The sequence below is a fragment of the Streptomyces sp. NPDC096205 genome, assembly GCF_044763135.1.
Lineage (GTDB): Bacteria > Actinomycetota > Actinomycetes > Streptomycetales > Streptomycetaceae > Streptomyces.
The window spans coordinates 1090926-1116725 of the sequence record NZ_JBIWFS010000002.1 but is presented as its reverse complement, the minus strand read 5'-3'; the positions used below and the strand labels follow the sequence as shown (position 1 = coordinate 1116725).

The 25800-nt window shown below is 67.8% G+C and carries 27 protein-coding genes and 1 tRNA gene; 22 read left to right on the top strand and 6 right to left on the bottom strand.

The genetic code is table 11. The features are described 5' to 3' along the window. Positions 1-190 precede the first annotated feature (190 nt). Together ACIQ6Y_RS11495 and ACIQ6Y_RS11490 are read left to right on the top strand one after the other, a co-directional pair. Positions 191-715, top strand: coding sequence for a tyrosinase family oxidase copper chaperone (locus tag ACIQ6Y_RS11495; RefSeq protein ID WP_404035839.1), 525 nt, complete (start codon positions 191-193; stop codon positions 713-715). Beyond that, complete coding sequence (locus tag ACIQ6Y_RS11490; RefSeq protein WP_404035836.1) at positions 699-1565, top strand: tyrosinase family protein; 867 nt, start codon at positions 699-701, stop codon at positions 1563-1565. The genes ACIQ6Y_RS11495 and ACIQ6Y_RS11490 overlap by 17 nt, the downstream gene beginning before the upstream one ends. 79 nt (positions 1566-1644) lie before the next feature. On the opposite strand, the gene ACIQ6Y_RS11485 is transcribed toward ACIQ6Y_RS11490, so the two are convergent. Further along, positions 1645-1935 carry a chaplin gene (locus tag ACIQ6Y_RS11485; protein WP_404035833.1) on the bottom strand — a complete coding sequence of 97 codons (291 nt, stop codon included), beginning with the start codon at positions 1933-1935 and terminating at the stop codon, positions 1645-1647. 179 nt (positions 1936-2114) lie between these two features. Between ACIQ6Y_RS11485 and ACIQ6Y_RS11480 the strand changes: the two genes are divergently transcribed. Beyond that, on the top strand, positions 2115-2687 hold the full coding sequence (locus ACIQ6Y_RS11480) for a DUF2087 domain-containing protein (RefSeq protein WP_404035830.1): 573 nt from the start codon (positions 2115-2117) through the stop codon (positions 2685-2687). Between the two features lie 401 nt (positions 2688-3088). Here the strand turns inward: ACIQ6Y_RS11480 and ACIQ6Y_RS11475 are convergent, their stop codons facing one another. Continuing rightward, the gene (locus ACIQ6Y_RS11475) at positions 3089-3847 is read right to left on the bottom strand and encodes a GntR family transcriptional regulator (protein WP_404035827.1); all 759 of its coding nucleotides are present in this window, start codon (positions 3845-3847) and stop codon (positions 3089-3091) included. A 79-nt stretch (positions 3848-3926) separates the two neighbouring features. Between ACIQ6Y_RS11475 and ACIQ6Y_RS11470 the strand changes: the two genes are divergently transcribed. From ACIQ6Y_RS11470 to ACIQ6Y_RS11445, 6 genes are all read left to right on the top strand, one after another. Continuing rightward, positions 3927-4205 (top strand): hypothetical protein, encoded by a 279-nt coding sequence (locus tag ACIQ6Y_RS11470; protein WP_404035824.1) that lies wholly within the window; start codon positions 3927-3929, stop codon positions 4203-4205. Between the two features lie 523 nt (positions 4206-4728). Beyond that, on the top strand, positions 4729-4953 hold the full coding sequence (locus tag ACIQ6Y_RS11465) for a hypothetical protein (RefSeq protein WP_404035821.1): 225 nt from the start codon (positions 4729-4731) through the stop codon (positions 4951-4953). A 7-nt stretch (positions 4954-4960) separates the two neighbouring features. Continuing rightward, on the top strand, positions 4961-5692 hold the full coding sequence (locus tag ACIQ6Y_RS11460; protein WP_404035818.1) for a GntR family transcriptional regulator: 732 nt from the start codon (positions 4961-4963) through the stop codon (positions 5690-5692). Further along, positions 5689-5991, top strand: coding sequence for a hypothetical protein (locus ACIQ6Y_RS11455; RefSeq protein ID WP_404035815.1), 303 nt, complete (start codon positions 5689-5691; stop codon positions 5989-5991). The genes ACIQ6Y_RS11460 and ACIQ6Y_RS11455 overlap by 4 nt, the downstream gene beginning before the upstream one ends. A gap of 166 nt (positions 5992-6157) precedes the next feature. After that, the gene (locus tag ACIQ6Y_RS11450; protein ID WP_404036400.1) at positions 6158-6562 is read left to right on the top strand and encodes a DUF6188 family protein; all 405 of its coding nucleotides are present in this window, start codon (positions 6158-6160) and stop codon (positions 6560-6562) included. A 346-nt stretch (positions 6563-6908) separates the two neighbouring features. Beyond that, positions 6909-7337, top strand: a complete 429-nt coding sequence (locus ACIQ6Y_RS11445) for an endonuclease domain-containing protein (protein ID WP_404036397.1) — start codon at positions 6909-6911, stop codon at positions 7335-7337. 546 nt (positions 7338-7883) lie between these two features. On the opposite strand, the gene ACIQ6Y_RS11440 is transcribed toward ACIQ6Y_RS11445, so the two are convergent. The 3 genes from ACIQ6Y_RS11440 to ACIQ6Y_RS11430 all read right to left on the bottom strand — a co-directional run bounded on the left by ACIQ6Y_RS11440 (position 7884) and on the right by ACIQ6Y_RS11430 (position 13955). Beyond that, positions 7884-8810: a toll/interleukin-1 receptor domain-containing protein gene (locus ACIQ6Y_RS11440; protein WP_404035812.1), complete on the bottom strand. Its 927-nt coding sequence runs from the start codon at positions 8808-8810 to the stop codon at positions 7884-7886. A gap of 467 nt (positions 8811-9277) precedes the next feature. After that, positions 9278-12736 carry an NACHT domain-containing protein gene (locus tag ACIQ6Y_RS11435; protein WP_404035809.1) on the bottom strand — a complete coding sequence of 1153 codons (3459 nt, stop codon included), beginning with the start codon at positions 12734-12736 and terminating at the stop codon, positions 9278-9280. A gap of 757 nt (positions 12737-13493) precedes the next feature. Continuing rightward, positions 13494-13955 (bottom strand): NUDIX hydrolase, encoded by a 462-nt coding sequence (locus ACIQ6Y_RS11430; protein WP_404035806.1) that lies wholly within the window; start codon positions 13953-13955, stop codon positions 13494-13496. Positions 13956-13973: 18 nt separating this feature from the next. Between ACIQ6Y_RS11430 and ACIQ6Y_RS11425 the strand changes: the two genes are divergently transcribed. The 11 genes from ACIQ6Y_RS11425 to ACIQ6Y_RS11375 all read left to right on the top strand — a co-directional run bounded on the left by ACIQ6Y_RS11425 (position 13974) and on the right by ACIQ6Y_RS11375 (position 21299). Continuing rightward, positions 13974-14753 (top strand): GntR family transcriptional regulator, encoded by a 780-nt coding sequence (locus tag ACIQ6Y_RS11425; protein WP_404035803.1) that lies wholly within the window; start codon positions 13974-13976, stop codon positions 14751-14753. 139 nt (positions 14754-14892) lie between these two features. Next, entirely contained in the window at positions 14893-15243 is a 351-nt protein-coding gene (locus ACIQ6Y_RS11420) for a hypothetical protein (RefSeq protein WP_404035800.1), read from the top strand. Positions 15244-15245: 2 nt separating this feature from the next. Further along, the gene (locus tag ACIQ6Y_RS11415) at positions 15246-16604 is read left to right on the top strand and encodes an FtsK/SpoIIIE domain-containing protein (protein WP_404035798.1); all 1359 of its coding nucleotides are present in this window, start codon (positions 15246-15248) and stop codon (positions 16602-16604) included. Positions 16605-16687: 83 nt separating this feature from the next. Further along, positions 16688-16852 carry a hypothetical protein gene (locus ACIQ6Y_RS11410; RefSeq protein ID WP_404035796.1) on the top strand — a complete coding sequence of 55 codons (165 nt, stop codon included), beginning with the start codon at positions 16688-16690 and terminating at the stop codon, positions 16850-16852. Then, positions 16852-17496, top strand: coding sequence for a DUF2637 domain-containing protein (locus ACIQ6Y_RS11405; RefSeq protein ID WP_404035793.1), 645 nt, complete (start codon positions 16852-16854; stop codon positions 17494-17496). Before ACIQ6Y_RS11410 ends, ACIQ6Y_RS11405 begins: the two co-directional genes overlap by 1 nt. A gap of 19 nt (positions 17497-17515) precedes the next feature. Beyond that, positions 17516-17707, top strand: coding sequence for a mobile element transfer protein (locus ACIQ6Y_RS11400; RefSeq protein ID WP_404035791.1), 192 nt, complete (start codon positions 17516-17518; stop codon positions 17705-17707). 12 nt (positions 17708-17719) lie between these two features. Next, the gene (locus tag ACIQ6Y_RS11395; protein WP_404035788.1) at positions 17720-17875 is read left to right on the top strand and encodes a hypothetical protein; all 156 of its coding nucleotides are present in this window, start codon (positions 17720-17722) and stop codon (positions 17873-17875) included. A gap of 20 nt (positions 17876-17895) precedes the next feature. Next, positions 17896-18216, top strand: a complete 321-nt coding sequence (locus tag ACIQ6Y_RS11390) for a SpdD-like protein (protein ID WP_404035785.1) — start codon at positions 17896-17898, stop codon at positions 18214-18216. Positions 18217-18304: 88 nt separating this feature from the next. Next, positions 18305-19711 carry a replication initiator protein RepSA gene (repSA, locus tag ACIQ6Y_RS11385; protein ID WP_404035782.1) on the top strand — a complete coding sequence of 469 codons (1407 nt, stop codon included), beginning with the start codon at positions 18305-18307 and terminating at the stop codon, positions 19709-19711. Continuing rightward, positions 19708-19905 carry a helix-turn-helix transcriptional regulator gene (locus ACIQ6Y_RS11380; RefSeq protein ID WP_392274722.1) on the top strand — a complete coding sequence of 66 codons (198 nt, stop codon included), beginning with the start codon at positions 19708-19710 and terminating at the stop codon, positions 19903-19905. The genes repSA and ACIQ6Y_RS11380 overlap by 4 nt, the downstream gene beginning before the upstream one ends. Continuing rightward, positions 19905-21299: a tyrosine-type recombinase/integrase gene (locus ACIQ6Y_RS11375; protein WP_404035777.1), complete on the top strand. Its 1395-nt coding sequence runs from the start codon at positions 19905-19907 to the stop codon at positions 21297-21299. The genes ACIQ6Y_RS11380 and ACIQ6Y_RS11375 overlap by 1 nt, the downstream gene beginning before the upstream one ends. A gap of 166 nt (positions 21300-21465) precedes the next feature. Here ACIQ6Y_RS11375 and ACIQ6Y_RS11370 read toward each other — a convergent pair. Then, a tRNA-Arg gene (locus tag ACIQ6Y_RS11370) sits at positions 21466-21538 on the bottom strand. Positions 21539-21859: 321 nt separating this feature from the next. Between ACIQ6Y_RS11370 and ACIQ6Y_RS11365 the strand changes: the two genes are divergently transcribed. Together ACIQ6Y_RS11365 and ACIQ6Y_RS11360 are read left to right on the top strand one after the other, a co-directional pair. Next, positions 21860-23467 carry a dynamin family protein gene (locus ACIQ6Y_RS11365; RefSeq protein WP_404035774.1) on the top strand — a complete coding sequence of 536 codons (1608 nt, stop codon included), beginning with the start codon at positions 21860-21862 and terminating at the stop codon, positions 23465-23467. A 2-nt stretch (positions 23468-23469) separates the two neighbouring features. Next, positions 23470-25638: a GTPase gene (locus tag ACIQ6Y_RS11360; RefSeq protein WP_404035771.1), complete on the top strand. Its 2169-nt coding sequence runs from the start codon at positions 23470-23472 to the stop codon at positions 25636-25638. Positions 25639-25800: the final 162 nt, after the last annotated feature.

Below are 25800 nucleotides of genomic sequence, written 5' to 3'. Positions count from 1 at the left end.
CGGGACTTCGCCTGTACGGCCGTACGGCCGAAGAGGTGCGGCCGTGAGTGCGGGGCCCGGGCGGCAGGCGGCGCCCGGGCCCCGTGGGTTTGCCGGGGTGTTCCTCATATGGACGTACCGACGGTGACCGGGTGGGGCGATCGGCGGTTACCGATAGGAGTGCACAGCCCGAGCGGACGAGGAGAGCGTGATGGTCGTAGGTGTCGGCGGAGTGCCGGTCGGAGCGGAACAGGGACCCGGGAGACCGGCGGGGCCGGCCGGGCCGGCGCCGGTGAGCGGGACCCGGCGGGACGTGATGCGCGGGCTGCTCGCCTCGGCGGCCGCCCTGACGCTGGCCCCGGTGGTGGCGGCCTCCCGGCCCGTCGACCGCGAACGGCCGGACGACGGCCGGCCGGGTGACGGCCTGCCGGGCGACGACACGTTCGACGAGATGTACCAGGGCCACCACATCCGCGGCGTCAAGAACCTGCCCGGCCGCACCTTCGGCGACGGCGAGTGGCATGTCACCGTCGACGGCCGCCCGCTGCACCTGATGCGCCGCGCCGACGGCACCTGGCTGACCATGGTCGACCACTACGCCTCCTACGCCACCCCGCTGGAGGCCGCCCGCGCGGCCGTCGACGAACTGGGCCCGGCCCAGAAACTGCGCGAGGAGACCGGACGGCACGCACAGGAGCACATGCACCAGGGGGGACACGATGGCGTACGTCCGTAGGGACGTCAGCACCCTGACGAGCGCCGAGCGGCGCCGGTTCGTCAAGGCGATGCTGGAGCTCAAACGGCGCGGCGAGTACGACGAGTTCGTGCGCATCCACATCGAGCACTACGTCTCCGACGGCGAGGGCGGACTGCGGACGGCCCATATGGCGCCGTCGTTCCTGCCCTGGCACCGCAAGTTCCTGATGGAGCTGGAGAAGGCGCTGCGCCGGGTCGACGCGTCGGTGTCGCTGCCGTACTGGGACTGGACGCGCGACCGTACGGCGTCCTCCGTGCCGTGGACCTCCGACCTGCTCGGCGGCAACGGCCGCAGCTGGGACCGGCAGGTGACGACCGGCCCGTTCGCCTACCGCACGGGTAACTGGACGCTCAAGGAGGGCGTGACCGACGGGGAGTTCCTCACCCGCGACCTGGGCCGCCGCCGCGATCCGATCGCCCTGCCGACCAAGAGCGACCTGGAGTGGGCGCTGAGCGACCCGGTGTACGACGTCTCGCCCTGGGACTCGACGTCCACCCGAGGCTTCCGCAACAAGCTGGAGGGCTGGGGGAGCGGCCGGGGCAGCGCGGCCTGGCGCACCCACAACCGGGTGCACCGCTGGGTCGGCGGGGCGATGGTGGGCGGCGCCTCCGTCAACGACCCGGTGTTCTGGCTGCACCACGCCTTCATCGACCTGCAGTGGCAGCGCTGGCAGCGGCGCCACAGCCCGCACCGCTATCTGCCCGCCACGCCGCCCGGGTCCGGCCACAGCCAGCAGGGCAGGGTCGTGGCCCGGCACGAGCGGCTGCCGCCGTGGGATGTGACGCCGGATCAGCTGGAGGATGTCAGCCGGGTGTACCGGTACGGCTGAGCCTGGTGGTCCGGTCGTGGAACAGGGGAGAGCCCCGGCGCTCGGAGTGCCGGGGCTCTCGGTTCGCGGATGCGAGAGGTCAGCTGCCGTAGCCGCCCTTGTCGTCGTCGTAGCCACCGTCGTGGTCGCCGCCGATGTTGGCGCAGGTGTTGCCGAACGCGGGGTTCAGCAGGCCGATCACGTCGACGGTGTTGCCGCACACGTTGATCGGAACGTGGATGGGGACCTGGACCAGGTTGCCCGACAGCACGCCGGGCGAGCCGACGGCCTCGCCCTGGGCGCCCGCCTCCGCCAGCGCCAGGCCGGCCCCGCCGAGGACCATGGCGCCGGTGCCGAGAGCGACTCCGGCCGCCTTCGCGATGCGAGACATCACGTTCTCCTTCTTGACTCGATGAGCACGACAGCTGGACTCGCCGCCGCACTTCTCGTTCAACGCGAGGGGTGTGGGCGGGTCACGGCGCAGACGGACGGATCACTCGTTTTGAAGCAGGACCGCGACGGTGGGAAAACGACTCAGCCCAGGCAGGGACGCTCCACTAGCCTCGCGGAATGACGACGACGAACACACGAGCGGCACAGGAGCAGTCCGCCGTACGGCTGATCGGGCTGTGGGCGGAGGAGAACCGGGTGCGGGCCTTCGCGGCGGTCGCCCTCGGCGCGGCGAGCCCCGCGGAGGTGGCCGAACGGGCCGGCCTCACCCCGAAGGCGACGGCCACGGCTCTGCTGCGACTGCGCGAGCAGGGCGCGGTGACGGCCGACCAGGACGGCGCCCTGCACGTCGGCTACGACCTCTTCCGCGAGCTCGCCCGCGCCGCACGCCCCGAGCCCGCGGCCGACGCCCCGGCCACCGGCGACGAGCGCACCGACACCCTCGTACGTACCTTCGTCCGCGACGGCCGCCTGCTGCGCCTGCCGGCCCAGTGGACCCGCAAACAGCTCGTGCTGCGCTACATCGCCGAGCAGACCTTCGTGCCGGACGTCGACTATCCGGAGCGCGTGGTCAACGACAAGCTGCGCGCCTGGTGCGAGGACGGCGACGTCGACCATGTGACGCTACGGCGATATCTGGTCGATCTTCAGCATCTGAGCCGGAGCGAGGGGGTGTACCGGCGCTTGGCCTGAGCCTGGTCGCGCGGGGGCCCAGGTGTTGAAAAGACCAGCGTTTCCGCTGGTCAGAGGGTGTTTGCGCCCCCGGCAGGACTCGAACCTGCGGCCAAGCGCTTAGAAGGAACTGGGTGAGATCACCAACGCGCCCCCTGTGACCTCGTGTTATCCGGGCGACGGCTGCGGTTGGGCGACACCTTCGACACGCATTCGACCAGGCGCGGGTGACGCCTGTCGGCTGAAGGCGCCCGCCCCGGGTATCCGCCTGTACATGCTCGCTCTGACGGCTTACCGCTCGTACCACGGTGCAACGACGGTGTGGGCGTTCGTAATCGCGATCCTCATCGTGGTGGCGGCGGCTTGGTACGTCCAACGCCGGAGGTGACCGACAACTCCCGATCGGCCTGGGGCAGCAACCGCTACGAACCGTTGATCGGGATCTCGTAGACGATCTCGCACTGAGCGGCGGGCACGACGATGTCCGCGGTCTCGACCGGTCGCCCTTCGTCGCTGTAGTACGTCCGCCGGATGTGCGTGACGAGCGCGGACTTCTGGATGCCCAGGAGTGAGGCCTCCTCGGCGGTCGCGTGCCGGGGCTCGGGCTGTTCGACTGCATGGCTGACCGTGATGCCGATGGCGGCCATACGGTTCACGACACCCGCCCCGGCGTGCGGCCCTCCCTCGGGGAGGACGACGAGGGTGCCGGCGGTGAGGTCGTACGGCTCCCAGCTCGTGGAGAGTTGCAGGGGCCTGCCATCGGCGAGGAACTCGTAAGTGGTGCGGACGCACAGGTCGCCCTCGGCGATACCGAGCCGTGCAGCGATGTCGGCCGGAGCCGGGACCTTGGCGTCGGTCCGGCTCTCCCAATCCCCTTGCCTGCCAGCGGCCTTCATGTCCGCCCGGAACGGTGACCTATCGGGCCGCTCACGCGCAGACGACCGCACCATGCGCACGCGCTCCCGAGGCTCGGCGACGTAGGTGCCCGACCCGGCGCGGCCCTCCAGCACACCTTGAGAGATCAGCAGCTCCTGTGCCCTGCGAACCACGTTTTCGCCCACGCCGCACTCCTGGCCGATCTGGGCGCGGGACGGCAGGCGGTCCCCGGGCTCCCATACGTGCTCCGCGATCCTCCGCCGGAGTTCGTCGGCGATGCGGAGATAGGGCGGCTGCTCAGGCATATGGAAAATCTAGTCCACTAGCTCTAACCTAGTTAACTAGCTTCACTGAAAGTGATCGCCGGTTGACGGAGGCTGCCCTGTGCCCGCTTCAGGAGTTAGCGCGGCGGCCATCGCTGCCCGGCTGTCCGCCGTCGGGCTATCGGCACGACTGGAGGACTACGACCGCTACACGACGGTCGAGGTGGAGCTGCCGGAATCACTCTCCGCCGAGTTATGGCGGGAGGTCCTGGAAGCGGTGGCCGTTGCCGATCGCTTCGGCCTCCTGGCCACCAGCCTGCACCGCCGCACCCTCTGGGCGGTCGTCAACAAAGCGGTCCCCACGACGGGCGATGTCGGGGGACCGAGCCATCAGCGATAGGAGCTGAGCAGCGTGCTCAACCGTATCCGCCGTGCCGCCTCGCTCACCAGGGCGCGGTACTTCCCGAGGGGCAGGCATCGCCGCTCCTTAACGCCCTCTGGGCCGCCGACCGTTCCGGCCTCCCCTGCGGGGACTGACGGGGTGCCGGCCGTCCTGGGTCCGGCTCCCGTGAGCGGGAGTCACTGGCACTCACTCCCGGGTGAGGACGTCGCGCTCGTCCGCCCGTACGTGCTGGCCTGGGAGAAGCGCGCGCATGTGCGCCCCGTGGTCGTCGCTCCCCACTTACCGGCTGAGGCCTGGTCGAGCCTTGCGGGAGCGCACTGATGCCTCACCGCCGACAGTTCTACATCGCGACCGCCTCGGCAGCCCCCTACAGATCGACGGCATGCCGGATCGGCACACACCCCACCTGCTCAGAGTCCACCCCTGCCGCGGCGCCGACCGACTTCCCGGTGGTCTACGAGGCGTGCGACTGCCCATGCCACTCAGTGTCCGACTGGCCCACGCCCAGGGAGGTGAAGCGGTGATCGAACGGGCCCCTCACGGCGCGCTGGCCACCAACATCGAGGTCACGGCGGCCACCGTGCAGCGCGGCGACATCATCCAACTCGGCGGTGTGGCCCACCGTGTGCGTGACCTCTGGCAACTTCCCCAGGGAGCCAAGCAACTCCTCTTCGAGACGGGGGAGCTGCTGACCATACACACGCGAACCAGGCTGGCCGCCGTGCGCATGCTGAGAAGGCGGTGACCGGCCGGTGTCTCCTCGCCATCACGACATCGCCAACGACCTCCGCCACCAGATCACGAACGGCCGCATCCAGCCCGGGGATCGCCTCCCGTCCGAGACAGCCCTCGCCGACCGCTACAAGGTCAGCACAGTGACCCTGCGGCGTGCCCTCGCAGTCCTCCAGGGAGAGGGCCTCGTCGAGAAGATTCACGGCAAGGGCAACTTCGCTCGCCGCCCACTCCGCAAGATCGTGTATGTCGGTGGATGGGGCACGCTGGACCCATGGACGGCCACTGAAGCGGCCCTCCGCGTCACCGTCCACAGCACCACAGTTCAGGCACACGGACACCTGACAACGCTGCTGAAGGTGCCTACAGGCAGCTCTCTCGCCGAACTCCGCTGTATCACCTACGCGGGAGATTCCCCGCACGGCCTGGCCTGCATCTACACCCCGCGCGACCTCGCGCCGGCCGGAGTACTAGACGACGAGTCAGCATGCCGGGCCGTAGCCGGGAGATTTGCCCTGCTAGGCCCGCCGCCGGCTGCTGTCCAGGAGACGGCGCGCGCCCGCCCACCGACACCGGACGAAGCATCGACCCTCCGTACCCATTCAACCGCACCAGTCCTCGCGATCACCCGTGTGGCGACCGACTCCACCGGGCGAGTGGTGGAGGCCGCGCTCCTGGTGTTCCCGGGAGACCGGGTCGATGCGGTCTTCACCACCCACCACGTGACGGACGAGAGGCAGACACAACCATGACGCCACCGAATGACCTACGCCTCCTCCCGTGGTCGGGACCGGAGGGCAAGCCCTGCTATCTGAGCACCGACGACAAGGGCGGCTTCATGTCCCGCCTGGCGGACAACATCGAGGCGGTACAGCTCGGAACAGCGACGGAACTCCTGGAGCATGCCTCGGAGACGCTCGACGACCAGGACACGGGCCCAGAAGACCTACGCCGGCTGGCTAAGGAACTGACCGGGGCTCTCGGTGCCGTGCTCCGCGTGGCAACCAGCCGCGGTCTCCTCCCGGCGGTGAGGGACCCTCATCGTCCCTGACAGCGCAAATGCGTTCGGCGACGGCTGGCGGCGCACGCACGATCCACTCCGACGGGGAGAAGCCAGGCCGAAAGCCCGGTCTCTCCCCGTTGGTCATGTTGCTGCGTGCGCTCTACCCGGCATCGCAGATGCCCCTTGGGCGTACCCCTATGGCAAGTTGGTCGGCATGCGAACCGGATTGAAGGTCCCCCGGGGCCTGACAGGTACCACGGTGGACCGCACCGCCTTTGACCATCAGGTCCGCCTGACGCTGAACTCCAAGGGCGGCAGTGGGCATGGCGTCGAAGCCGAGCTGATCCTGGAAACCCGGTTTCTGTTCCGGGAGGCGTCCGGCATCTGGCACGAACTGGAGCCGGGTACGGGCATCGCCCTCGCACCGGTCCTCGACCTCTTCGGCCAATCCGTCGCGGCCGTCGACGTCCAAGGCCTCGGCACCCTGACCATCGACTTCCAGGATGGCGCCGGCCTGTGCATCAACCCCGACCCGCAGTTCGAGTCATGGCATCTGATCGGCACCGGCGTCGATGCCGTCGCGGTCGGTCCTGGTGGCGAAGAGGCCTGGGAGGCCTGATCGCAGGATGGGGCCCTCAGCTTGGGAACCTGCGGTCATTTCGGTCGGTCCGGGCGCTGACCTGGGCGAAGGGTTGGGGCGGGGCCTCGTCGGGCTCGGTCCATTTCACCGTGATTCCCCGCTGTTCCCCGCCCGATCTGGTGCGCTTGTGGTGCAACGTTCACACTGGGCATGTCCGCTGACTGTCAGTGGCGACGTCTAGCCTGCGGCTGTGGATTGGAAGACCGACGAAGAGTTCTACGCATGGGTCGAAACGCTGGGCGAGCCGTGCGTGGTGTGTCTGGACAACTTATGGCGAATCGACGCAGGCCCCAAGGGAAGGATATGTCCACAGTGCCGGAATGCAATGCGGCAGGCGCGTCGACACGGACTGACGCTTGCACGCGTCAATGCGATTCTCAGAGCTCAGGATGACACCTGCCCGCTGTGCCAAGGCCTAGGTGGCGGCCCGTCGATGGAAGGGCTGTCTTGGTGGCATATCGACCATGATCACGCCTGCTGTCCGGGGCAGTCGTCGTGTGGGCAATGCGTACGAGGGCTTCTGTGCAGGAACTGCAACTCCCGCGGCTTGGCGTGGTACGAAAACCTCACGGCTGACCTGCAAACCTGGGATCATATCAATGCCTACCTGGCCGATCCTCCAGCGCGCAGACCTGAGGCGGCGGTGCTCTTCCATGGCGATCTTCAGGGCGTACGCTCGCGTGACGGGGCCTTCGCCGGGTGGCGCTCCGACCGGCTCCTCCACAGGACGCCCGGGCACCCTCTCAAGCCGTGAGCGCGATCGTCACTGTAGGTCCGATGTCGAGCGCACCGCGACCGGCCTCAGCCGCGTTACTTGTTGTCGTCCGTCAGAGTAAGTTGCGACGGCGGACCGTGGTGGTGGGGCATTGGGTAATGACCTCTTCGTCCCGAAGCACTCGACGGTCCGGTTGGCCGAGTCGGCCAGGAACTGCTGCACTTGGGCGGGGTGCTCGCTTGGGTTCGTGGGCCTCTCACCTGCACTGACAGTCCGCAGACGTCCGCGCTCGTCCGCCTGTGCTCGTCGGCGTTGTCACGCAGTTAGCCACTCACCAAAGTGCTAATCCTCGGGGCGGGGAAACACCGGTGCACATGTTCGGTTGCTGGTAGTGCAAGGCATAGAGAAGCGAATGGCGTTCTCGTTCAAAGCTATAGTTGCGGGCAAGCTAGCGCCTTGCTGATCGATAAGGCGATTACTCAATGGCGGGGTACGCTTGACACTCTATCGAGCACTGCCGGTGCTGATGCGGGCAGTCAGGTGCACGAGTAGTTGGTCGACAGGCCTTACTGTCACAGCAGCAGCCTATTCTGGGCTCCAGGTACGTGGCATTTCAGCTGGATCACCCGGCAATCCGAAATTGTGCACTCGCCAGCCGCCGAGCTCCGGTCGAAGTACGAGGGTCAGAACCCTTACCTCTGTAGGTAGCAGGCCTCCAGCCACGACCAAAGCCTCGCCTTCGTCCCTCACTTCCACGACTATTCTTACGTATGCAACGTCATAACATGGCTTCATGACGCCCGTGGTAATGCCGCCACTCTCAGTCTTGCTGCGTATTTCACCCAGATTCCACCGCCTTTGCGACTCTGGCGTTATTACGGTGTGCAGGCTAGCGTAGTCATCTTCGAGAGCCATGTACCAAAAGGCCAACGCGACCGCAAACGGATTGTCGGGGGTCAGCGGGCCTCCCGCTGCTAGGGCAGCATCGATTGGTGCCGAAATCAGGCGGCCGGGGAATGGAACAGCCTCTGCCGGAGCTTCCTGCAATGGAAACTCTGGCGGCACGGCAGGCTTCCGCCGGCCTCGACGAACAGCGGCAAGCAAACGTGAACGTGCAGTCTCTGGGCTTACCTCGAAAAGATCTTCAGACACCAACTGCGCAAGTAGACCTGGCCGCGGGCAGTCTTCGACCCGAAAGACTAGAAGCTTTCTCTGATCTCCGAGCGGGTCAGCCCTCCAGGCCTCCTGCCACTCCGCCTCCCCGTATGAAGAATTCAAATATGCGTTGGACAGTATGACGATAGTTCGTTCCGCAATCCGTGTTGCCCTGTGCATCTCAGTAACAAAATGAGAACCAGCCTCAAAATCCCAGGCCTGTAGAACGGTCGTATGTCCGGCCTCTTCAATCTGCCAGGCTGCCCATTCAGCCCATTTGCGATCTTCGCCCGTATAGCTGATAAAGAAGTCCCGCACGCTGGGGTCGCCCGTCTCCTGGCGGTCTGATGGATTCATCTGCCCTCCGTTGGTTCTCTACGCCCTGGCAGGGCGGGAGGCGGTCGCCGGCCGCCGCCAGGGTTGGCTTCCAAGATCGCCACGGTGTGTTCCGCGGGCTGTCTGGCAATTTTCGCACCGGCCGCTCAGCGAGGCACGTGAGCAGGGCACTGACTCTTGGCGTGGGCCGCGGGCCCGTTAGATAGGGGGCCTATGCCCGAGACCAACGACGCGCACCTGCGCTGACGGTGTGGCTCATGCCTCTCGGAGCTCAGTTGCTTTCACCGTGGTTCCCCGGCGTTCCCCGCAGTATCTGGTGCGCTTGTGGTGCGCCATGCGTCCTGCACACGACCTCTGTACATGCGAGCTATTGACTTCAGCAATGCCGGTCTCGATGAGGCATTGACCAGCCGCCGGCTATCCCTCACATCTGACCTCTAGCGGATGTGGGCAAGTCGGCGCTAAGGCGGACTGGGACCAGAGTGGGTTCAGTCGGAGGCGGTGAGCCAAGCAAGGAGCCGCCGAAGGATCAAGGCTTCGGCAGGTTCAGGTGTCCTGAGCAGGACTCCCTGAATGGCTTGAGCGGCCTGACCGTCTGCTCCAAGGTCCATGACCTGCTGCAGTGCCCGCCATCGCGTCTCAACTGCTGTGCCTGGCGCCGTACATACTTGACACCACAAACGAGCTGCTTCGTCAGAGAACCCCTCGTCGGTAAGAAGCGTCGCAATGTCGATGATCTGGTCAGCTGTCAGTGGAACGGAGGCCTCGACGCGGGCCATAATCTCCCGAATCGCCGCGCGGCCCATCGTTGTAAGCCACGCTTGGATCACCGCTGTCAGCTCAGGCGTCGTCACGCCGGGATCAGCGAGCAGCTCTAGTGCGAGTTCTGATACAGCCGCGTCTTCACCATGCTCGGCCAAAACTGGCAATAGCAGGGAACGCAGAGCTGCACCGCCGTACGGGCGAGCACGCAGGGCCTCAATTACTACACTGCACCCGTCATGGTGATCGTGTCGGAAGATAGCCTTGGTAGCACTTACAAAGGCGTTGTTTCCTGTGCCCGGGTGAGACAGCAGCATCTGCGCCAGTGGGAGAATGTTCTGTGGTGATGCTCCAACGCGAATGAGGGCATTCATCACGGAAGTGTATTCATTGGGAGAAGCTTGGAGATTTTTGCACCAGGCCAAAGCCTCGGGGCCCGCCTCCGCGCCAAGGGCGTCGATCAATAGACCGAGCTCCCGATTCAACCAGTATCGGCTGCGTGGTGCGGCAGCAAGGCTCATTCGGGTTAACTCGGCCGCCTGGCTTTTGAACCCGCTCTCTAGCAGGTCACGTGCTACGTCCGGACGTACGTCAGTGTTCCAGGCTGGGTGGTCACGCATAATCTCGACGATTTTGTCTGCTGCGTCCGATCCAGCGTTGTCGACCCAGGCGTTGACGAGCTCACCAATCTCTTCATCGTCGGCAGATTCGTTAAACAAACGTTGCGCGAACCGGGGCACGTCATCGACGAGGCCAAATCGAAGCAACGTCATGGCCAGGCCCTTAAGGGACCATGCGATGATGACTTTCTTATTGGCGACAGCGCTATTTACCTCTTCAGTGCCGGTCTGTCCAGCTATAGTGAACAGTAAATCTCCCGCCCGCTCAAGCACTCCCGAATTCTGCTCGGAACCACCCAAGATGGAGCGGGCGAATTCGAATAGGCCGTCCACCTCGCCTAGGGCTAGAAGCTGCTCAGCAGCATCGAGACGGTACCAATTCTCAACTTGAGGGTCACCTAATACGCGCAGCAAAACCTCGACCCGAAATGCTTGCCCTTTGGGGTCGACAGAAGAAAGTATGCGGCAGCAGTTAAGTGCGGCTCGAGGTGAGGCGCTTTCGGCTATCTCTCTCAGTAGCTCGATTCCCCCGCTCAAGCAGGCGACATTTGCGTAAGCTGCCGCAGCATTGGCTCGTAGATTCGTTTTAAGCCCTTCGGATTGCGCGAGCGTCCGAAGGTGGGTTGCGAGTCGTTTATTCCCGCGAATCTGGGAGAGCTCCGACAAGACTTGACTCTCCGGCGAGGAAAAGTCGTCATCCGAGTCGGCGAAGTCCATTAGGCGGTCGATCACTGAGCGTTCCAACGCGGGACCCAGCGGTACCCCAGCCGTGACCAGACGCAGGGCCATGATTCGATGACGCAGGTTCCCGGCCAGGAGGTGGCGGACGACGAGAGTTACGTCGTTGCCAGGCTCCCGCGCCCACAGAGCGAAGGTGAACAGGACTCGATTGCGTTTGGCAGCGTTAGTGATGGCCTCGGACCACGTATCCAGATGCGGGAAGTCCGAAGGGATCCCCTTGACTTCATCCTGCGCCGCTATAAATTCAGCAAACGTTTTATGGAGAAAGGATAGCTCAGTACCGTCGAAGGCCATTACGCCTGTCTGTGCAAGAAAATTGCCAAGTTCGCCCTGGGCTCCTTGTGGCCATTTCATTCCCGACGGCAGGTGTGAGGCTAACCACTTCTGAGCTGCTTCGAGCAGGCGAGGGGCTAGTCGCTGAGCCTCAATGCTCTCCCATGCGAGATGTGTCACTAATTCATCGCGATGTTCCAGGAGCCAATAGGCAAGGCGACCAAACCCGCGGGCCTCCCATCTATCACAGAAGCGAGTAACAACATCCCTGCTTCCCTCCCGTGCGGCACGAAGGTCGTCAAGAAAAGTCTCATAGAGCGCAATCCGCCCTTGTGGTAACGGTGAACGCGGATTGCGGCTGCGAAATGCAGTTGCGATAGTTGCTAGTAGAGGGACTTGGAGTACTTCTTGCAGAGCTGCCTGGTCGACTTCTTCAAGGAATTCTTGAGCCCTTAAAGATGGGTTATGATCCCCTTGGGTTGTGAACCATCGTTCAGCAAAAGCGAGCTGTTGAATTTCATCGAATCCTTTGAGGGTGTAAAAGCCAATCCCCGGCAGGCTCTCAAAGGGTTTTAGCTCCTCCTGTGGGAGGGGTCGTGACGTTATGATAAGCCGACAATTTCCATTCGGCCTGATCTCTCTTGCTAGTGTCTGCAGGACGCTATCCCGACTGCTGGGATTTGACATCTCGTCGAGTCCGTCGACGATGATGAGCCATCGAACGCCATGTGGGCGCTGAATGAAGCGTTCGGGTCCAATCGGGCTCATCAAGGTACCGGTGCGGGCTACAGCATTACTCAGCTGCTGGTACCAGGCATGGCGTGTAAGCAGATCTGCCGATGTGACGCGGACGCAAGCGACGGCTTCAGTGCACCACGGCAGTTCTGCGTCAGTCTCCCGCAGCCAGTAGCGAGCGATTTGGCGCACCAGATGCTGGCCGAGGGTCGTCTTGCCCGACCCCGGTCCCCCAGTGATGAAAAGGTGATCATGTGCTGATAGGGCAGCGGCAAGGGTGGGTGCTGGCTCACCGCCACGCAGTGCCTGCCTGCTGGAGCCAGGTGACAGGGGCTCAATGTCCTGCTCGACGAAAATGTCAGACAGTGGCGGCTTGCGTACGCCTAGTAGATCATAAGGGAATTGATCAGCTGCACGAGCCTGGCTTCGTAAGAGGTCCTCAAACCATGCATCAGGCAGGGGAATGTCTGCCCAGCTGGCCCTTACGGTCGGTCCATGCCGGCGCGCGGCCAACTCCTTCTGATCTAGGAGCCGCTTGGCCTTGAGCCATGTGACAGTGACGGAGTCGACGGGTTGCCCCAGTGCCGCAGCAAGCCGCTGGGTGGTTTCGAGATCTCGGAGACGCTTGCCTCCAACGATGTCGTAAACGGCGTTCTTGTCAGGGGGAGGGACCTGCCGATGCCGCCGAGATGCGCTCAGGAAAGCATGTGCTGTCTCGTGTCCAGCGTCGCGGAGGGCTGTGCGGAACCAGTCAGCTAGTTCGCCCAGTTCGGGCTGTGGCTGCTGGCTGGACCTGCTTGGCCGTCCACCGGGCATGTCCCCCCCTGATCAGTTTCCGCAGAGTTTCACCACGCTAGAGGGAAACTGCGCTGCGCGGGGACTGTTTGCTGCATCGATCCCATGGTGAGTGGGACGACCGAGGGGAGACGACGTGGCATCGGTCGATGCAGTGATAGCGGCAACAGATGGCAGCCCCTGGGCGCTGCTGGCCCTGTTTGTGCTGGTGATGCTGTCGGAGGTGATCCGTCGCGCATTCAGGTACAAAGTGGTGATACGGAGGGAGGCGGAGCACACGCGGAGGGTTGAGGTGGCCGTGGCGGGAACTCAATCGCAGCACCGTGCCGAGGTGGTGGCGGCTTGTTTGGGGTTGCGGTCGGACTCTGAACCGCCTGACACAGGCCTGCCGAGGCGGCGATGATCAAAGCGTCAATTAGTGACTCACTGCGGGCCCATCCAGGTCGGTGGAGCGGCTTTGGGGTGGCGCTGCTTTGGCGCGAGTGATCATGGCCCCGTAAGCTTCCGGCGCGTCGGGCAGTCTGTGGACCTGCCCGGTAAAGCACGACGTTGGGGCCATGATCTGCGAGGCTCGCGCCAAAGTGGCTCCGTAAAGCCGTGGAGCCGACCGCCCCAGCCACGACGTATCCCTTCTCTGGCCTCAGGCGGCTGATTGCTGTATGCGCGGCACGGGCACCGGCCGGGCTGGAGCGGGGCGGAGACAGGAGCGCAGGCCCGGCCGGGGGACGGGCCGCGCGCGGGGAGCGGAGCGAGCCGCCTTGATGAAGTAGGGAAAGTCTTATCCCGCTGGGATGAGGCGCTTGCCGTCGTGGCTTCGTACGTGGGGGCCGTTGCCGTCCAGCGCGTCCAAGAGCCTGATCGCGAAGACCTCGGCCATGCGTTCGCTGACCTCGTCAGGCGTCAGCCACTCCACGGCCGTCGACTCGCTCGATGTGCGCTCGACTCCCCCCGAGGGCTTGCAGCGGAAGACCAGGGCCACGATGCCGCGGGTTGTGTTCTTGTAGACGCCGGTGAGTTCGTCGATCTCGACGTGGATGCCCGTCTCCTCCAGGACCTCGCGGGCGACGCCGGCCTCGGGGGTCTCGGAGAGTTCGAGTACGCCGCCGGGGAGTTCCCAGGTGCCGTTGTCGGCTCGGCGGATCGCCAGGAGGCGGCCGTCCTCGCGCACTACGACCCCGGCGACGGAGACGGAGTGGAGTGGCGGCAAAGTTGCATCCTGGGTACTCATATACAGGAGCATAGGAGGCGGGGAAGGACTATGGGAACCGAAGCAGGTGGGGGCAGGTCGGGGCCTCGGTACGTGCAGATCGCCGACGAGATCGTGCAGCAGATCCGGGCTGGTGTCCTCAAGCCTGGTGACATGGTGCCGAGTGAGTCAGAGTTGGTCGATCGTTACGGCGTCTCCGGGGGCACGATCCGTAAGGCCATGGTCGAGGTGCGGGCGAGTGGGCTCGTCGAGACCAGGCACGGTAAGGGCTCGATCGTGAAGGATCGGCCGCCGGTGCGGCACCGCTCCTCTGATCGCTTCCGGCGCTCGCTCCGGCGTGGCGGCAAGGCGGCCTACCTCGCTGAGTCGGCGCAGTCCGGCGCTACGGCCAAGGTCAGCGTCCTGTACATCGGGCCGATGTCGGCCCCTGAGGATGCTGCTCGGCGACTGGGTGTTGAAGCCGGCGATCAGGTTCTCGCTCGGCGCCGCCTCTACTTCCGCAACGGCACTCCGGTCGAGACCGCCACCTCCTACCTTCCGTGGGACGTGGTGAAGGAGATCCCCGAGCTGTTCGCCGAGAACCCTGGCGGAGGCGGCATCTATGCCCGACTTGAGGACCACGGGCACGAGTTCGCGGAGTTCGTCGAGACGTTGCAGGCGCGGCCGGCCTCCAAGGCGGAGGCGTCGGAGCTCGCGCTCAGCCCCGGCTCGCCGGTGGTTCATCTGATCCGTGAGGCTCGCACGACCGAGGGGCACGTGGTCGAGGTCTGCGACACGCTCATGGCCGCTGACCAGTTCGTTTTCGAGTACCGCATCCCTGCTGAGGACTGACGTTCCCTCAACTCCCCGCAGCCCGTCGCGAGTTCTTCTTCGCGGCGGGTTGACTCATGTATAGGAGTCATGCGCTCTTCTTCATGTCACTCATATACATGAGTGACGGAGTCCCACCTCTGCATAGGAGTGCTTTGCCATGCGTCAGATCCCTGTCGACACCACCGCCGCCACTGTGATGGTCGCCAAGACTCCGCAGCCCAAGGTCCGTGACCGCCGCACCGGAGAGATCGCCACTGACGCCGACACCGGCGCCAAGCTCATGACCGTCGACGTGATGTTCGCGGCCAACGACGAGGTTGAGATCCTCTCCGTCACCGTCCCGGAGCCGGGCATCACCGGTGAGCTGGCCATGGGCACCCCGGTGGCCCTCACCGGCCTCGTCGCCCGGCCCTGGGAGAACGACTTCAACGGCCAGAAGCGGCACGGCATCGCCTTCCGCGCGGTCGCCGTGACCTCGCTCGTCGACACGGCCGCGAAGGCGGCCTGATCATGACCGCCGTCACGGTCGCGCTACTGCTGGTCGTCGCCACTGCGGGTCTCCTGCGGTGGCGGCGTCCCGCCTGGTACTGGCTGACCTTCGGAGTCATCATCGCCACGCTGCGCGTCCTCATCCGGTACGCCTCGGTCATGGACGCCTGCGGGCTGACCGTCCCGCCCTCGCGCTGGCGCCTCACGTTCGCCCGGATGACCAACCGGCCCGTGCCCGAGTCGCGACCGCCGCGCATCCTGCGGTTACGGCCCACCCGCACCGGGCTGGTCCTCCGGCTCCAACTCCGGCCCGGGCAGGACGCGTTCGACTTCGCCGCCGCCTCCGACCGGCTCCGCCACTCCTTCTCGATGTACGGCGTCACCTCGCGTGAGCTGCGCTCGGGCGTGGTTGAGCTGAGGATGACCGGTTACGACGTGCTCAAGCGCGTGCAGATGCCCTCCAGGACCGACACCCGGCCGATGCGGGTCCCGGTCGCTCTGCGCGAAGACGGTGCCGTCCACTACCGCGACTACCGGGCGATACCCCACGCCCTCACCCTCGGCGCCACCGAGTCCGGCAAGTCCGTCTACCAGCGCAACCTCGTTGCCGGGCTCGCCCCGATGGACGTCGCCCTGGTCGGCATCGACTGCAAGCAGGGTGTGGAGCTGTTCCCGCTGGCTCGCCGATTCTCCGCCCTCGCCGACGATCCCGACACCGCCGCCGAACTCCTCGACGCGCTCGTGATCCGCATGAAGGACGTCTATCAACTCATCCGCGCCGAGCAGCGCATTACTGCCGACGTACCGGACGCCGAGATCGCCGCCGATATCTGGGACCTGCCCGAACACCTCCGCCCGACCCCCGTCGTCGTCCTGGTCGATGAGGTCGCCGAACTCGCTCTCTTCGCCAACAAGGAAGAAGAGAAGCGGCGCGACCGCATCATCACAGCCTTGGCTCGCCTCGCCCAGCTCGGCCGCGCGGCCGGCATCTACCTCGAAATCTGCGGCCAGCGCTTCGGCTCCGAACTCGGCAAGGGCATCACCATGCTCCGAGCCCAGCTCACCGGCCGCACCGCCCACCGCGTCAACGACGAGACCTCCGCGAACATGGCCTTCGGGGACATCTCCCCGGATGCTGTCCTGGCTGCCATCCAGATTCCCGCCGAGATGCGCGGCGTCGCCGTCGCCGGTGACTCGACTGGTGGGTGGCACCGCATCCGCGCCCCGCACACCTCACTCCGCCAGGCCGTCAACATCTGTAACCGGCACGCCGACCGCACCCCGGAACTGCCCGAACTGGCGCCCTTCCGCCCCGCGCTGACCGGCACCGCCGCCGCAGTCTCCGCGCCGCTGTCCAAGACGGCCCCCGTTACGGCCTGACCTGCCGCACCTCTCCGGTCAGCGCGACCGCCTTCGCGCCAAGTCCCTACCCCCGCCGTGCCTGATGAAGGGAGAACCCCGCCATGTGCCCCGACTGCGAGGACTTCGCCCGCACCGTCCTCCTCCTCGGTCAACTCGCCCTGTACGCCGACATGAACGGCGCGGATCTCGACTTCGTCGAAGCTGTCAGCCCCTCGCTGGCCGCCTCGCTGCCCGAGCCGCCCGGCACCGCCGCCGAGGACTCCTGATGGCTACCCGCGCCGGTCTGCGCATCGATGCGGTCCTGGTCCAGGCCGTCATTGCCGGAGCCCTGTCCTTCGCCCACCTGCACGACTTGGCGGCCGCTGCCGGACAGGACGGCTGGAAGGCCTGGGCCTACCCGGTCAGCGTCGACCTGCTCCTGGTCGCAGCCTGGCGGCGGCTCCGCAGTGAGGGACCCTCCCGGCTCGCCTGGTCCTGGTTCCTCATCGCGCTGTTCGCCTCGCTTGGCGCCAACGTCGCCACCGCCGGATTCCTCGACCTGGCTGACCCGCCCGCGCTGCTTCGCCTCGGCATCGCCGGATGGCCCGCTCTCGCGTTCCTCGGCGGCACCCTCCTCGCCCACTCCGCCAAGCATCAGACGCCAGACGCGCCAGCCTCCGAGCCCGAACCCAACACCACCGCGGAGCAGGACACGGCTCCGGAGCCCCCAGCCCCCGCAGCCGACGAGACACCGGCCCTTCCGACCTCGACCCCGGCCCCCGCGGTTCCCCCCGTCCTCGTCGACCACGCCCGCAAGGTCGCCGACGAGTACCACATCCGCACCGGCTCACCGATCGACACCGACACACTCCGGGCCCGCCTCGGCGTCCCGCCCCACCTGGCCGACGCGATCGCCGCCCACCTCACCTGACCAGGAAGGAGAACCGGCCATGCCTGCCCGCGACCACTTCCACTCCGTGATGCGCATCGGCCCGGTGCAGATCGGCACCCACCGCGACCACCACGGCCAGACCAAGCACGCCGCCGTCTGCACCGCCGACCGCTGCGGCTGGTCCGCCGACTACTCCGGCCAGTCCGCCGCCCAGCTCGCCGCCCGCACCCACCGCTGCCGCGTCCGCTAGGAGGCCACCGCCATGCAGGTCCCGCTCTGGCTCGCGCTGCTCGTCGTCGGCTACCTCGGCATCAAGCTCATCCGCCCGCCGGCCTGGCTCATCGCCGTACTGCTCCTCGGCGGCTTCCTCCTCGCCGACAGCGTCCTGGCTCCCGCGATCAACACCGTCGTCAAGTAGCCCGCGAAAGGAGATCCCCGATGTTCCGTCCGAAGATCCCCACCATGCCCATGCCGACGGGCCTCACCACCCCGCCCGCCGTCGTCGAGCCGGCCACCGGCACCCCGAACACCGAGCCGCCGCTGTCGGTCACCCCTACGCCTTCGGCGTCGTCCCGGCCCACGGTCCAGCTCACCCCCGGCACCGCCCTCGCCCTTGTCGGCGGCGGCACCGCCGTCGTCCTGGTCCTCGGAGCCGTCCTCGTCTCGATGCTCCTGGCCGTCGCCGTCACCGGCGTCTCGGTCGCCATCTGCGCTCTGGTGATCCGCTCGCTCGTCAACGCGGACGCCAAGCGACGCTGACCGGCCCCCGGGCGGCCTCGATACCGCCAAGCATCCGCCGCCCGGGCGCCGTCCCCGCCCGATCTCGCAACCGGAAGGAACCCCCAGCATGGCCTACCGCGCCTCATCCGCGACACCGAGTGCGCCCACGCCAGACACCTTGCTCGACCCGATCACCCTCGGCGACGTGCTCCGAGTCGCCTCGTCCTCCGACTACGCCCGGTGGGAGGACCAGATCCGCCGCACTGGCGGCTGCTCCGATCCGATCCACCTCACGGGGTGGGTCCTCCACAAGGACAAGGCCAGCGGCGAGACCCTGCACCACTACTCCACCGCGGACGAGCCCGGCGGACGCCTCCGCCTCGCCTGCGGCAACCGGCGTGCCTCCCGTTGCCCCGCCTGCGCCTGGACCTACGCGGGCGACACGTACCACCTCATCCGCGCCGGTCTGGCCGGGGACGACCGCCGCGACGTCCCCGCCACGGTCCGCGATCACCCGCGCGTCTTCGCCACGCTCACGGCACCGTCGTTCGGCCCGGTCCACAACCGGCCCGATCACGGCAACTGCCGCTGCGGCACTCAGCATGCGCCCGACGCCCCCGAGCTGGGCACCGCCCTCGACCCGGACACGTACGACTACGCGGGCGCCGTGCTGTTCAACAATTACGGCGGGCAGCTCTGGCAGCGCTTCACCACCCGGCTCCGCCGCGAACTCGCCGCCCGCGCCGGCCTGACCCGTCGGGAGCTCGCCGAACACGTTCGCGTCTCGTACGGCAAGGTCGCCGAGTTCCAGAAGCGCGGGGCCCTGCACTTCCATGCCGTAGTACGCCTGGACGGCCCGGAGGGGCCCGGGACGCCACCGCCTGCCTGGGCAACCGTCGACCTCCTCACGGATGCCCTACGCGCCGCAGCAGCGCACTCGTACACGTCCGTCTCGGTCCCAGCTGCCGGGGACCAACCGGCCCGCACCTTCCGTTGGGGCCGTCAACTGGATATCCGCCCCGTCAAGGCCTTCGGTGACGGCTCCGACATCACCGAACAGGCCGTGGCCTCGTACGTAGCCAAGTACGCCACCAAGGCCGCAGAGAACACCGGCACCCTGGACCGCCGTATCGGCGAACTCGCCGAACTCGACCGCCACCAGGTCCCCGACCACACCCGCCGGCTCATCACCGCGTGCCGCGACCTGGACAGCCTCTACCCGGACCGGCGCCTCTGGGCCTGGGCGCACATGCTCGGCTTCCGCGGGCACTTCTCGTCCAAGTCGCGTACGTACTCCACCACCCTCGGCGCCCTCCGCCAGGAGCGCGCCGACTACCGGGCCGCCCAGGAGCGCGAAGCCCTCGGCCTGGACGACACCGAGCCGGACACGGTCCTCGTCCTGACGGACTGGCAGTACGCCGGCCATGGCCACACGCCGGGCGAGGCTGCCCTCGCCGCGACCATCGCCCGAGGCCTCCAGACCAACCGCGAGACCGCCCGCGAAGCCCTCCTGAGCGAAGGGAGCAAGGAATGACTACGGCCGTCCGGCCACGCAGCATGCTCACCCTCGCCGAGGTCTGCGAGGAACTGGCCATCTCCCGCTCGACCTTCTACGACTGGCGGGCCAAGCGTCGTGCCCCGCGCTGCATCAAGCTCCCGAACGGTGACCTCCGGGTCCGGCGGAGCGACCTCGAACACTGGCTCGACGACCGTGAGGACGCCGCCTGATGGAGACGACGTACGACGTCAAGGTCTACAAGATCCTCACCTACAAGGGTGCGCGGAAGACCACGTACACCGTGCGGTGGGTCGTCGCGGGGAAACGCTGGCGTGAGCCCTTCGACACGGTCGCGCTCGCCGAGGGCTTCCGCTCCGAACTCATCCGGGCGACGGGCAAGGGCGAGGCCTTTGTCGTCGCCACGGGGCTTCCGGTGTCCCACCGCTCCAAGGCGGCGGCCATGAGCTGGTACAAGTTCGCCGTCGAGTACGTGGACGCCCGCTGGGCCCAGCTCGGTGGCAACAGCCGTAAGAACATGGCCAAGACCCTGACGGCGACCACCATTGCCCTGTTGAAGGCCAAGCCGACCCAGTTCGAACCGGCGGCCGTGCGGACCGCTCTGCGAGAGTGGGCGTTCAACACCAACCGACGCCCGGACGCCCCGCGAGACGTGGTGGCCATCCTCCGTTGGGTCGAGCGGAACTCCCTGCCCGTCTCGGCCTGGGAGGACCCTGAGAAGGTCGACGACGTTCTGCGCGCGATCGATACCCGGCTGGACGGCAAGCAGGCGGCGGCCTGGTCGCGGAAGCGCAATCGCCGGATTCTCAACGTCGCCATGAAGTACGCGGTCCGGCGGCGCATCCTGCGGGCCAACCCCCTGCCCAAGGGGAAGGAGTCGACGGCTGCCGTGAAGACCTCGAACGCCGTCGACAAGCGATCGTTGCTGAATCCCGAACAGGCGGCTGCGATGCTCGGCTGGATACGGAGCCGGCCGCGTGGCGGTAAGCGACTTCACGCCTTTTTCGCCACCCTGTACTACTGCGGTCCCCGGCCCGAGGAAGCCGTGGCCATGCGGGTGGAGGACGTGACCCTGCCCGCGCCCGACGCCGACGACCAGTGGTGCGAGCTTCTGATCCACACGGCGACCCCGGAGGTCGGAAAGCAGTGGACCGACACGGGGGAGATCCACGAGCGACGTGACCTGAAGGGGCGTGCGGAGGGCGAGACCCGGACTGTGCCGGGGCATCCGGCCCTCACGCGCATCCTGCGGCAGCACATCGAGGACGAACAGCTCCAGCCGGGTGACCTCCTCTTCCAGGGGGAGGCGGGTGGCATCCTCGCCGGTTCCGTCATTCGCCGGGCGTGGCGCAGTGCCCGTAAGGCCGTGCTTCCCCCGCACGTCGTCGAGTCGCCTACCGGCCGGCGCGTCTACGACAACCGGAACACGCGCCTGACGAAGTGGCTCAACGACGGGATTCCGCCCGCCCAGGTGGCGGAGTGGGCCGGGAACAGCGTGGCCGTGCTTCTGGCCACGTACGCCCGCTGCATCGACGGGCAGCTGCCGGATCTCAAGCGGCGCCTGGAAGCTGCGGGCGACCTGCCGGAGGCACCTGGCCTCGGCTGAGAACTTCGACACGTATTCGACACGGCCACCCGCGAAACCCCGGTGACGGCCGGACAGCCCCGGAGTCTGCTCTTGATCGTCGAGAGGGGACCCGGGGCTGACGTGTGCCGGGCTTCACCCGGTCTGACCAGCAAAAATGCCCTCCCGGAGGGAGGGCGGAGACTTGCGCCCCCGGCAGGACTCGAACCTGCGGCCAAGCGCTTAGAAGGCGCCTGCTCTATCCACTGAGCTACGGGGGCCGGTGTGGTGGCCTGGTGTCGTGGTGCCCCGGTGAGGGCTGTTCCCCGACGTCGCCGGGGACAAGGATAGGGCTCCGCGATCCATGTCCCTGTCGCCTCGCCTCCGTGGCTCGATGTGGAGGTTCGGTGAAGCGGTCCTGATAATCGCAGGCAGTTACGAATCGTGCAGCGGTTTTTGCGGGTTGAACCACGGGTGTTGTGCACTCGTTATGCCTGGCCTTGCCCGGTGTCCCGGTCGTACCTTCCGCCCCTTCTGTCCTGTCGGCGCGCAGAGATGCCTATATGCTTCAGAATTCCCCTAAAATTGGGCATTCTTCGCATGTGGTGACCTTGGACGTAAGGCCTCAACTGCTCGACGCACTCTCCGCCCTGCGCGACCGTGTCGCCGCCGCACGCTTCCCGCTGCCCCTGGCGGGGGCGCCACGCGCGCGTGCCAACCGCGACGAACTGCTCGCGCAGCTCGACGACTACTTGGTGCCCAGGCTGAGAGACCCCGAAGCCCCCCTGCTCGCCGTCGTGGGCGGGTCGACCGGCGCCGGCAAGTCGACCCTCGTCAACTCCCTCGTGGGGCGGCGGGTCAGCGAGGCGGGAGTGCTGCGGCCGACGACCCGCACTCCGGTGCTGGTGTGCCATCCGGAGGACCATCACTGGTTCAGCGGCATGCGCGTCCTGCCCGACCTCACCCGCGTGTGGGTGCCCCATCAGGAGCCGGGTGACGACCTGCTGCTGCCCGGGGAGCATCCCGCGCGCGTGCTGCGTGTCGAGACCGCCGACTCCCTCCCGCGCGGCCTCGCCCTGCTGGACGCGCCCGACGTCGACTCCCTCGTCGCCGACAACCGCGTCCTGGCCGCCGAGCTGATCTGCGCGGCCGACATCTGGATCATGGTCACCACGGCCGCCCGGTACGCCGACGCCGTGCCCTGGCACATGCTGCGCACCGCCAAGGAGTACAACGCCACCCTCGTGACCGTCCTCGACCGGGTGCCCCACCAGGTCGTCTCCGAGGTGTCCCGGCAGTACGGCGCCCTGCTCACCAAGGCCGGCCTCGGCGACGTGCCCCGCTTCACCGTGCCGGAACTGCCCGAGTCGGCCTGGGGCGGCGGTCTGCTGCCCGCCTCCGCCGTGGCCCAGCTGCGCTCCTGGCTCGTCCATCAGGCCCAGGACCCCTCCGCGCGGCAGCACGCCATGGCCCGTACCGCGTACGGCGTCCTGGACTCCCTCAAGGCCCGGATGCCCGAGCTGGCCGGTGCCGCCGCCGCCCAGTACGCGGCCGCCCTGCGGCTCACCGCCGCCGTCGACGCCGCCTACGACAGCGAGCACACGCGTGTGCGCGGCCGGCTCCAGTCCGGCGCCGTCCTCGCCGGTGGCGCGCTGAAGCGCTGGCGGGCCTTCCCCCTCGACTGCACCGCGGGCGAGCTGCTCGACGCGCTCGTGGACAGCCTGGGCGCCCTGCTGGTGTGTGCCGTCACCGCCGCCGACGAGCGCATCGACGACGCCTGGCGTCGCGAACCGGCCTCCGACGCGCCGGAGCTCCAGCCCCGCGATCCCGAGCCGGAGAGCGCGGAACACCGTATCGGGATGGCCGTACGGCGCTGGCGGCGCGAGTTGGAGGAGTACGCCGAGGACGAGATCCGCGACCTCGACCGCGGCCAGGCCCCCGACCCCGAGGTGGTCGCCGCGCTGGTCGCCACCGCGCTCCTCGGCGGGCGCCGGGCCCGGACCGCGGGGGAGGGGCTCGCCGAGCGGCTCGGGGCGCACGGGGCGCTGCGGCTGCGCGACCGCGGCGGGCGGCTGCTCGCCGAGCACGTCGATCGCGTGCTGCACACCGAACGCGAGCGGCGCCTCGCACCCCTGGACGCGCTCGACGTCCATCCCGAGCCGCAGGCCGAGCTCATCGCCGCGCTGTCCGTACTGCAGAAGGAGAGGTGACCGTGACCGCCGTCGCCGATCAGGATCACACGGACCAGACGAACCACATGGATCACATCGACCGCACCGATCGCACTGACCGCACCGACCGCACCGACCGCACCGAGAACACGGACCACGCCGAGAACACGGGGAGTCCGGAGATGGCTGTGAACAGCGACACCAGCAACACCAGCGATATCAGCGACATCAACAGCACCAGCGACGTCGGCGATAGCGGCGACAACGGAGACCGTGCTGCTCGTGATGAGGATGCGGTAGGTGGCGGGGAGCGCGCTGTCGAGCGCGAGGAGGCGGCCGAGCCGGAGGCCGGTGCGTCGGAGAAGTCGGCGGACAGGGGGCACGCGCGCGTGGCCGGGGAAAACCGGCGCAGCCGTGCCGATACCGGTGGTGCGTCACGTCGTACCGACGACGACACCTCGCGTCGTAGCGGTGATGACGCCTCACCTCGTCCTGGTGACGAGGCCGCGCGGGGTGAGTCCGGGGACGTCTGGGACGACGGGCTGATCGCGCGGCGGGTCAACGAGGGCGAGCAGGCGGCGGCCTCGGTGATGGAGATCCGGGCGTCCGTGCCGCAGACCTCCGCGCCACTGGCGTACGACGGGGGGCTGCGGTCGCGGCTGGACGCGTTGCGGGAGCTGGTGGGGCTGTCCCGCACCCGGCTCGACAACCGGACCCTCTCGGAGGCGGGCCGGGTCCTCGACGAGGCGGCCGCGCGACGCAGGCTGTCGGGGCAGCACACGGTCGTCGCGATCGCGGGCGCCACCGGCAGTGGCAAGTCCCAGCTGTTCAACACGCTCGCCGGGGTGACCATCTCGGAGACGGGCGTACGCCGGCCGACCACCGCCTCGCCCATCGCGTGCAGTTGGAGCGACGGGGCGGCGCCGCTGATCGACCGGCTCGGGATTCCGGGACGGCTGCGCCGACGGCCCGTGCAGAGCCCGGAGGGGGAGGCGCAGTTGCGCGGCCTGGTGCTGGTCGACCTGCCCGACCTGGACTCGGCGGCCGTACAGCACCGTGAGCAGGCGGACCGGGTGCTCGCTCTCGTCGACGCGATCATCTGGGTCGTGGACCCGGAGAAGTACGCCGACGCGGTCCTGCACGAGCGCTATCTGCGGCCGATGGCCGGGCACGCGGAGGTCATGTTCGTCGTCCTCAACCAGGTCGACCGGCTGCCCGGGGAGGCCACCGAGCAGGTCCTGGACGATCTGCGCAGACTGCTGGACGAGGACGGGATCGCCCTTGGCGAGCACGGCGAACCGGGCGCCCATGTGCTCGCCCTGTCCGCGCTCACCGGGGAGGGCGTCGGCGAACTGCGCGAGTGCCTCGGCCGGTTCGTCGCCGAGCGCGGGGCGCCCGCCCGGCGTATCTCGGCGGACCTGGACGCGGCGGCGGCCGGGCTGCGGCCCGTGTACGCGACCGGGCGGCGGACCGGGCTCAGCGAGGAGGCGCGCGAGGAGTTCGCCGCCCGGCTCGCGGACGCGGTCGGCGCGACGGCGGCGGGCGAGGCCGCCGAGCGCGCCTGGTTGCGCAACGCGAACCGGGCGTGCGGGACGCCGTGGCTGCGGCTGTGGCGGTGGTACCACGAGCGGGGCGAACCCCCCACGGGGCGGCTGACGTTGCGGGCCCAGGCCGACGAGGAGGCGACCGCGCGGCAGCGCGTGGAGCAGGCCGTGCGGATCGTGGCCGACCGGGCCGTGTCCGGGCTGCCCACGCCCTGGGCACAGGCGGTGCGCGAGGCGGCCGCGCGGGGCGCCCATGGGCTGCCCGAGGCGCTGGACCAGCTGGCGGCCCGTGCGGGGCTTCCGCCGGGACGGCCGCCGCGGCCGGGGTGGTGGCCGGTGGCCGTGCTGGTGCAGGCCGCGATGACGCTGCTGCAGGTGGTCGGCGGGCTGTGGCTGGCGGGGCAGATCGTCGGCGTCATGGCGCCCAATCTGGGCGTGCCGGTGCTGCTGATGGTGCTGGGCATCGTCGGCGGGCCGCTGGTGGAGTGGAGCTGCCGGATGGCCGCGCGGGGCCCTGCCCGGCGCTACGGGCAGGAGGCCGAACGCCGGTTGCGGGAGGCGGCCGCGGGGTGCGGGCGGGCGCGGGTGCTGGATCCGGTGGCGGCGGAGTTGCTGCGGTATCGGGAGGTGCGGGAGCAGTACGGGCGGGTGGTGGGGGTGGGGTGAGGGGCTGAGGGTGAAGGGATGGGGGTGTGGTGGTCCTGGTGGTGCGGTGAGGGTCCTGGTGGGGCCGGCGGTCCTGGTGTGCGGCATGGGTCCCGGCGGGGGCTGGCGGTCCGGGAGGCGCAGTTGAGGGCCCCGGAGGGCCGCTGAGGTGGGCCGATCCTC

What these genes read in the sequence shown, in the direction of transcription:
- ACIQ6Y_RS11495 (WP_404035839.1), top strand. Translation starts at nt 191, where the DNA reads ATGGTCGTAGGTGTCGGCGGAGTGCCGGTCGGAGCGGAACAGGGACCC.
- ACIQ6Y_RS11420 (WP_404035800.1), top strand. Translation starts at nt 14,893, where the DNA reads ATGCGTCAGATCCCTGTCGACACCACCGCCGCCACTGTGATGGTCGCC.
- ACIQ6Y_RS11405 (WP_404035793.1), top strand. Translation starts at nt 16,852, where the DNA reads ATGGCTACCCGCGCCGGTCTGCGCATCGATGCGGTCCTGGTCCAGGCC.
- ACIQ6Y_RS11410 (WP_404035796.1), top strand. Translation starts at nt 16,688, where the DNA reads ATGTGCCCCGACTGCGAGGACTTCGCCCGCACCGTCCTCCTCCTCGGT.
- repSA (WP_404035782.1), top strand. Translation starts at nt 18,305, where the DNA reads ATGGCCTACCGCGCCTCATCCGCGACACCGAGTGCGCCCACGCCAGAC.
- ACIQ6Y_RS11455 (WP_404035815.1), top strand. Translation starts at nt 5,689, where the DNA reads ATGACGCCACCGAATGACCTACGCCTCCTCCCGTGGTCGGGACCGGAG.
- ACIQ6Y_RS11485 (WP_404035833.1), bottom strand. Translation starts at nt 1,935, where the DNA reads ATGTCTCGCATCGCGAAGGCGGCCGGAGTCGCTCTCGGCACCGGCGCC.
- ACIQ6Y_RS11475 (WP_404035827.1), bottom strand. Translation starts at nt 3,847, where the DNA reads ATGCCTGAGCAGCCGCCCTATCTCCGCATCGCCGACGAACTCCGGCGG.
- ACIQ6Y_RS11400 (WP_404035791.1), top strand. Translation starts at nt 17,516, where the DNA reads ATGCCTGCCCGCGACCACTTCCACTCCGTGATGCGCATCGGCCCGGTG.
- ACIQ6Y_RS11425 (WP_404035803.1), top strand. Translation starts at nt 13,974, where the DNA reads ATGGGAACCGAAGCAGGTGGGGGCAGGTCGGGGCCTCGGTACGTGCAG.
- ACIQ6Y_RS11375 (WP_404035777.1), top strand. Translation starts at nt 19,905, where the DNA reads ATGGAGACGACGTACGACGTCAAGGTCTACAAGATCCTCACCTACAAG.
- ACIQ6Y_RS11490 (WP_404035836.1), top strand. Translation starts at nt 699, where the DNA reads ATGGCGTACGTCCGTAGGGACGTCAGCACCCTGACGAGCGCCGAGCGG.
- ACIQ6Y_RS11435 (WP_404035809.1), bottom strand. Translation starts at nt 12,736, where the DNA reads ATGCCCGGTGGACGGCCAAGCAGGTCCAGCCAGCAGCCACAGCCCGAA.
- ACIQ6Y_RS11440 (WP_404035812.1), bottom strand. Translation starts at nt 8,810, where the DNA reads ATGAATCCATCAGACCGCCAGGAGACGGGCGACCCCAGCGTGCGGGAC.
- ACIQ6Y_RS11390 (WP_404035785.1), top strand. Translation starts at nt 17,896, where the DNA reads ATGTTCCGTCCGAAGATCCCCACCATGCCCATGCCGACGGGCCTCACC.
- ACIQ6Y_RS11450 (WP_404036400.1), top strand. Translation starts at nt 6,158, where the DNA reads ATGCGAACCGGATTGAAGGTCCCCCGGGGCCTGACAGGTACCACGGTG.
- ACIQ6Y_RS11480 (WP_404035830.1), top strand. Translation starts at nt 2,115, where the DNA reads ATGACGACGACGAACACACGAGCGGCACAGGAGCAGTCCGCCGTACGG.
- ACIQ6Y_RS11445 (WP_404036397.1), top strand. Translation starts at nt 6,909, where the DNA reads ATGCGGCAGGCGCGTCGACACGGACTGACGCTTGCACGCGTCAATGCG.
- ACIQ6Y_RS11415 (WP_404035798.1), top strand. Translation starts at nt 15,246, where the DNA reads ATGACCGCCGTCACGGTCGCGCTACTGCTGGTCGTCGCCACTGCGGGT.
- ACIQ6Y_RS11430 (WP_404035806.1), bottom strand. Translation starts at nt 13,955, where the DNA reads ATGCTCCTGTATATGAGTACCCAGGATGCAACTTTGCCGCCACTCCAC.
- ACIQ6Y_RS11380 (WP_392274722.1), top strand. Translation starts at nt 19,708, where the DNA reads ATGACTACGGCCGTCCGGCCACGCAGCATGCTCACCCTCGCCGAGGTC.
- ACIQ6Y_RS11395 (WP_404035788.1), top strand. Translation starts at nt 17,720, where the DNA reads ATGCAGGTCCCGCTCTGGCTCGCGCTGCTCGTCGTCGGCTACCTCGGC.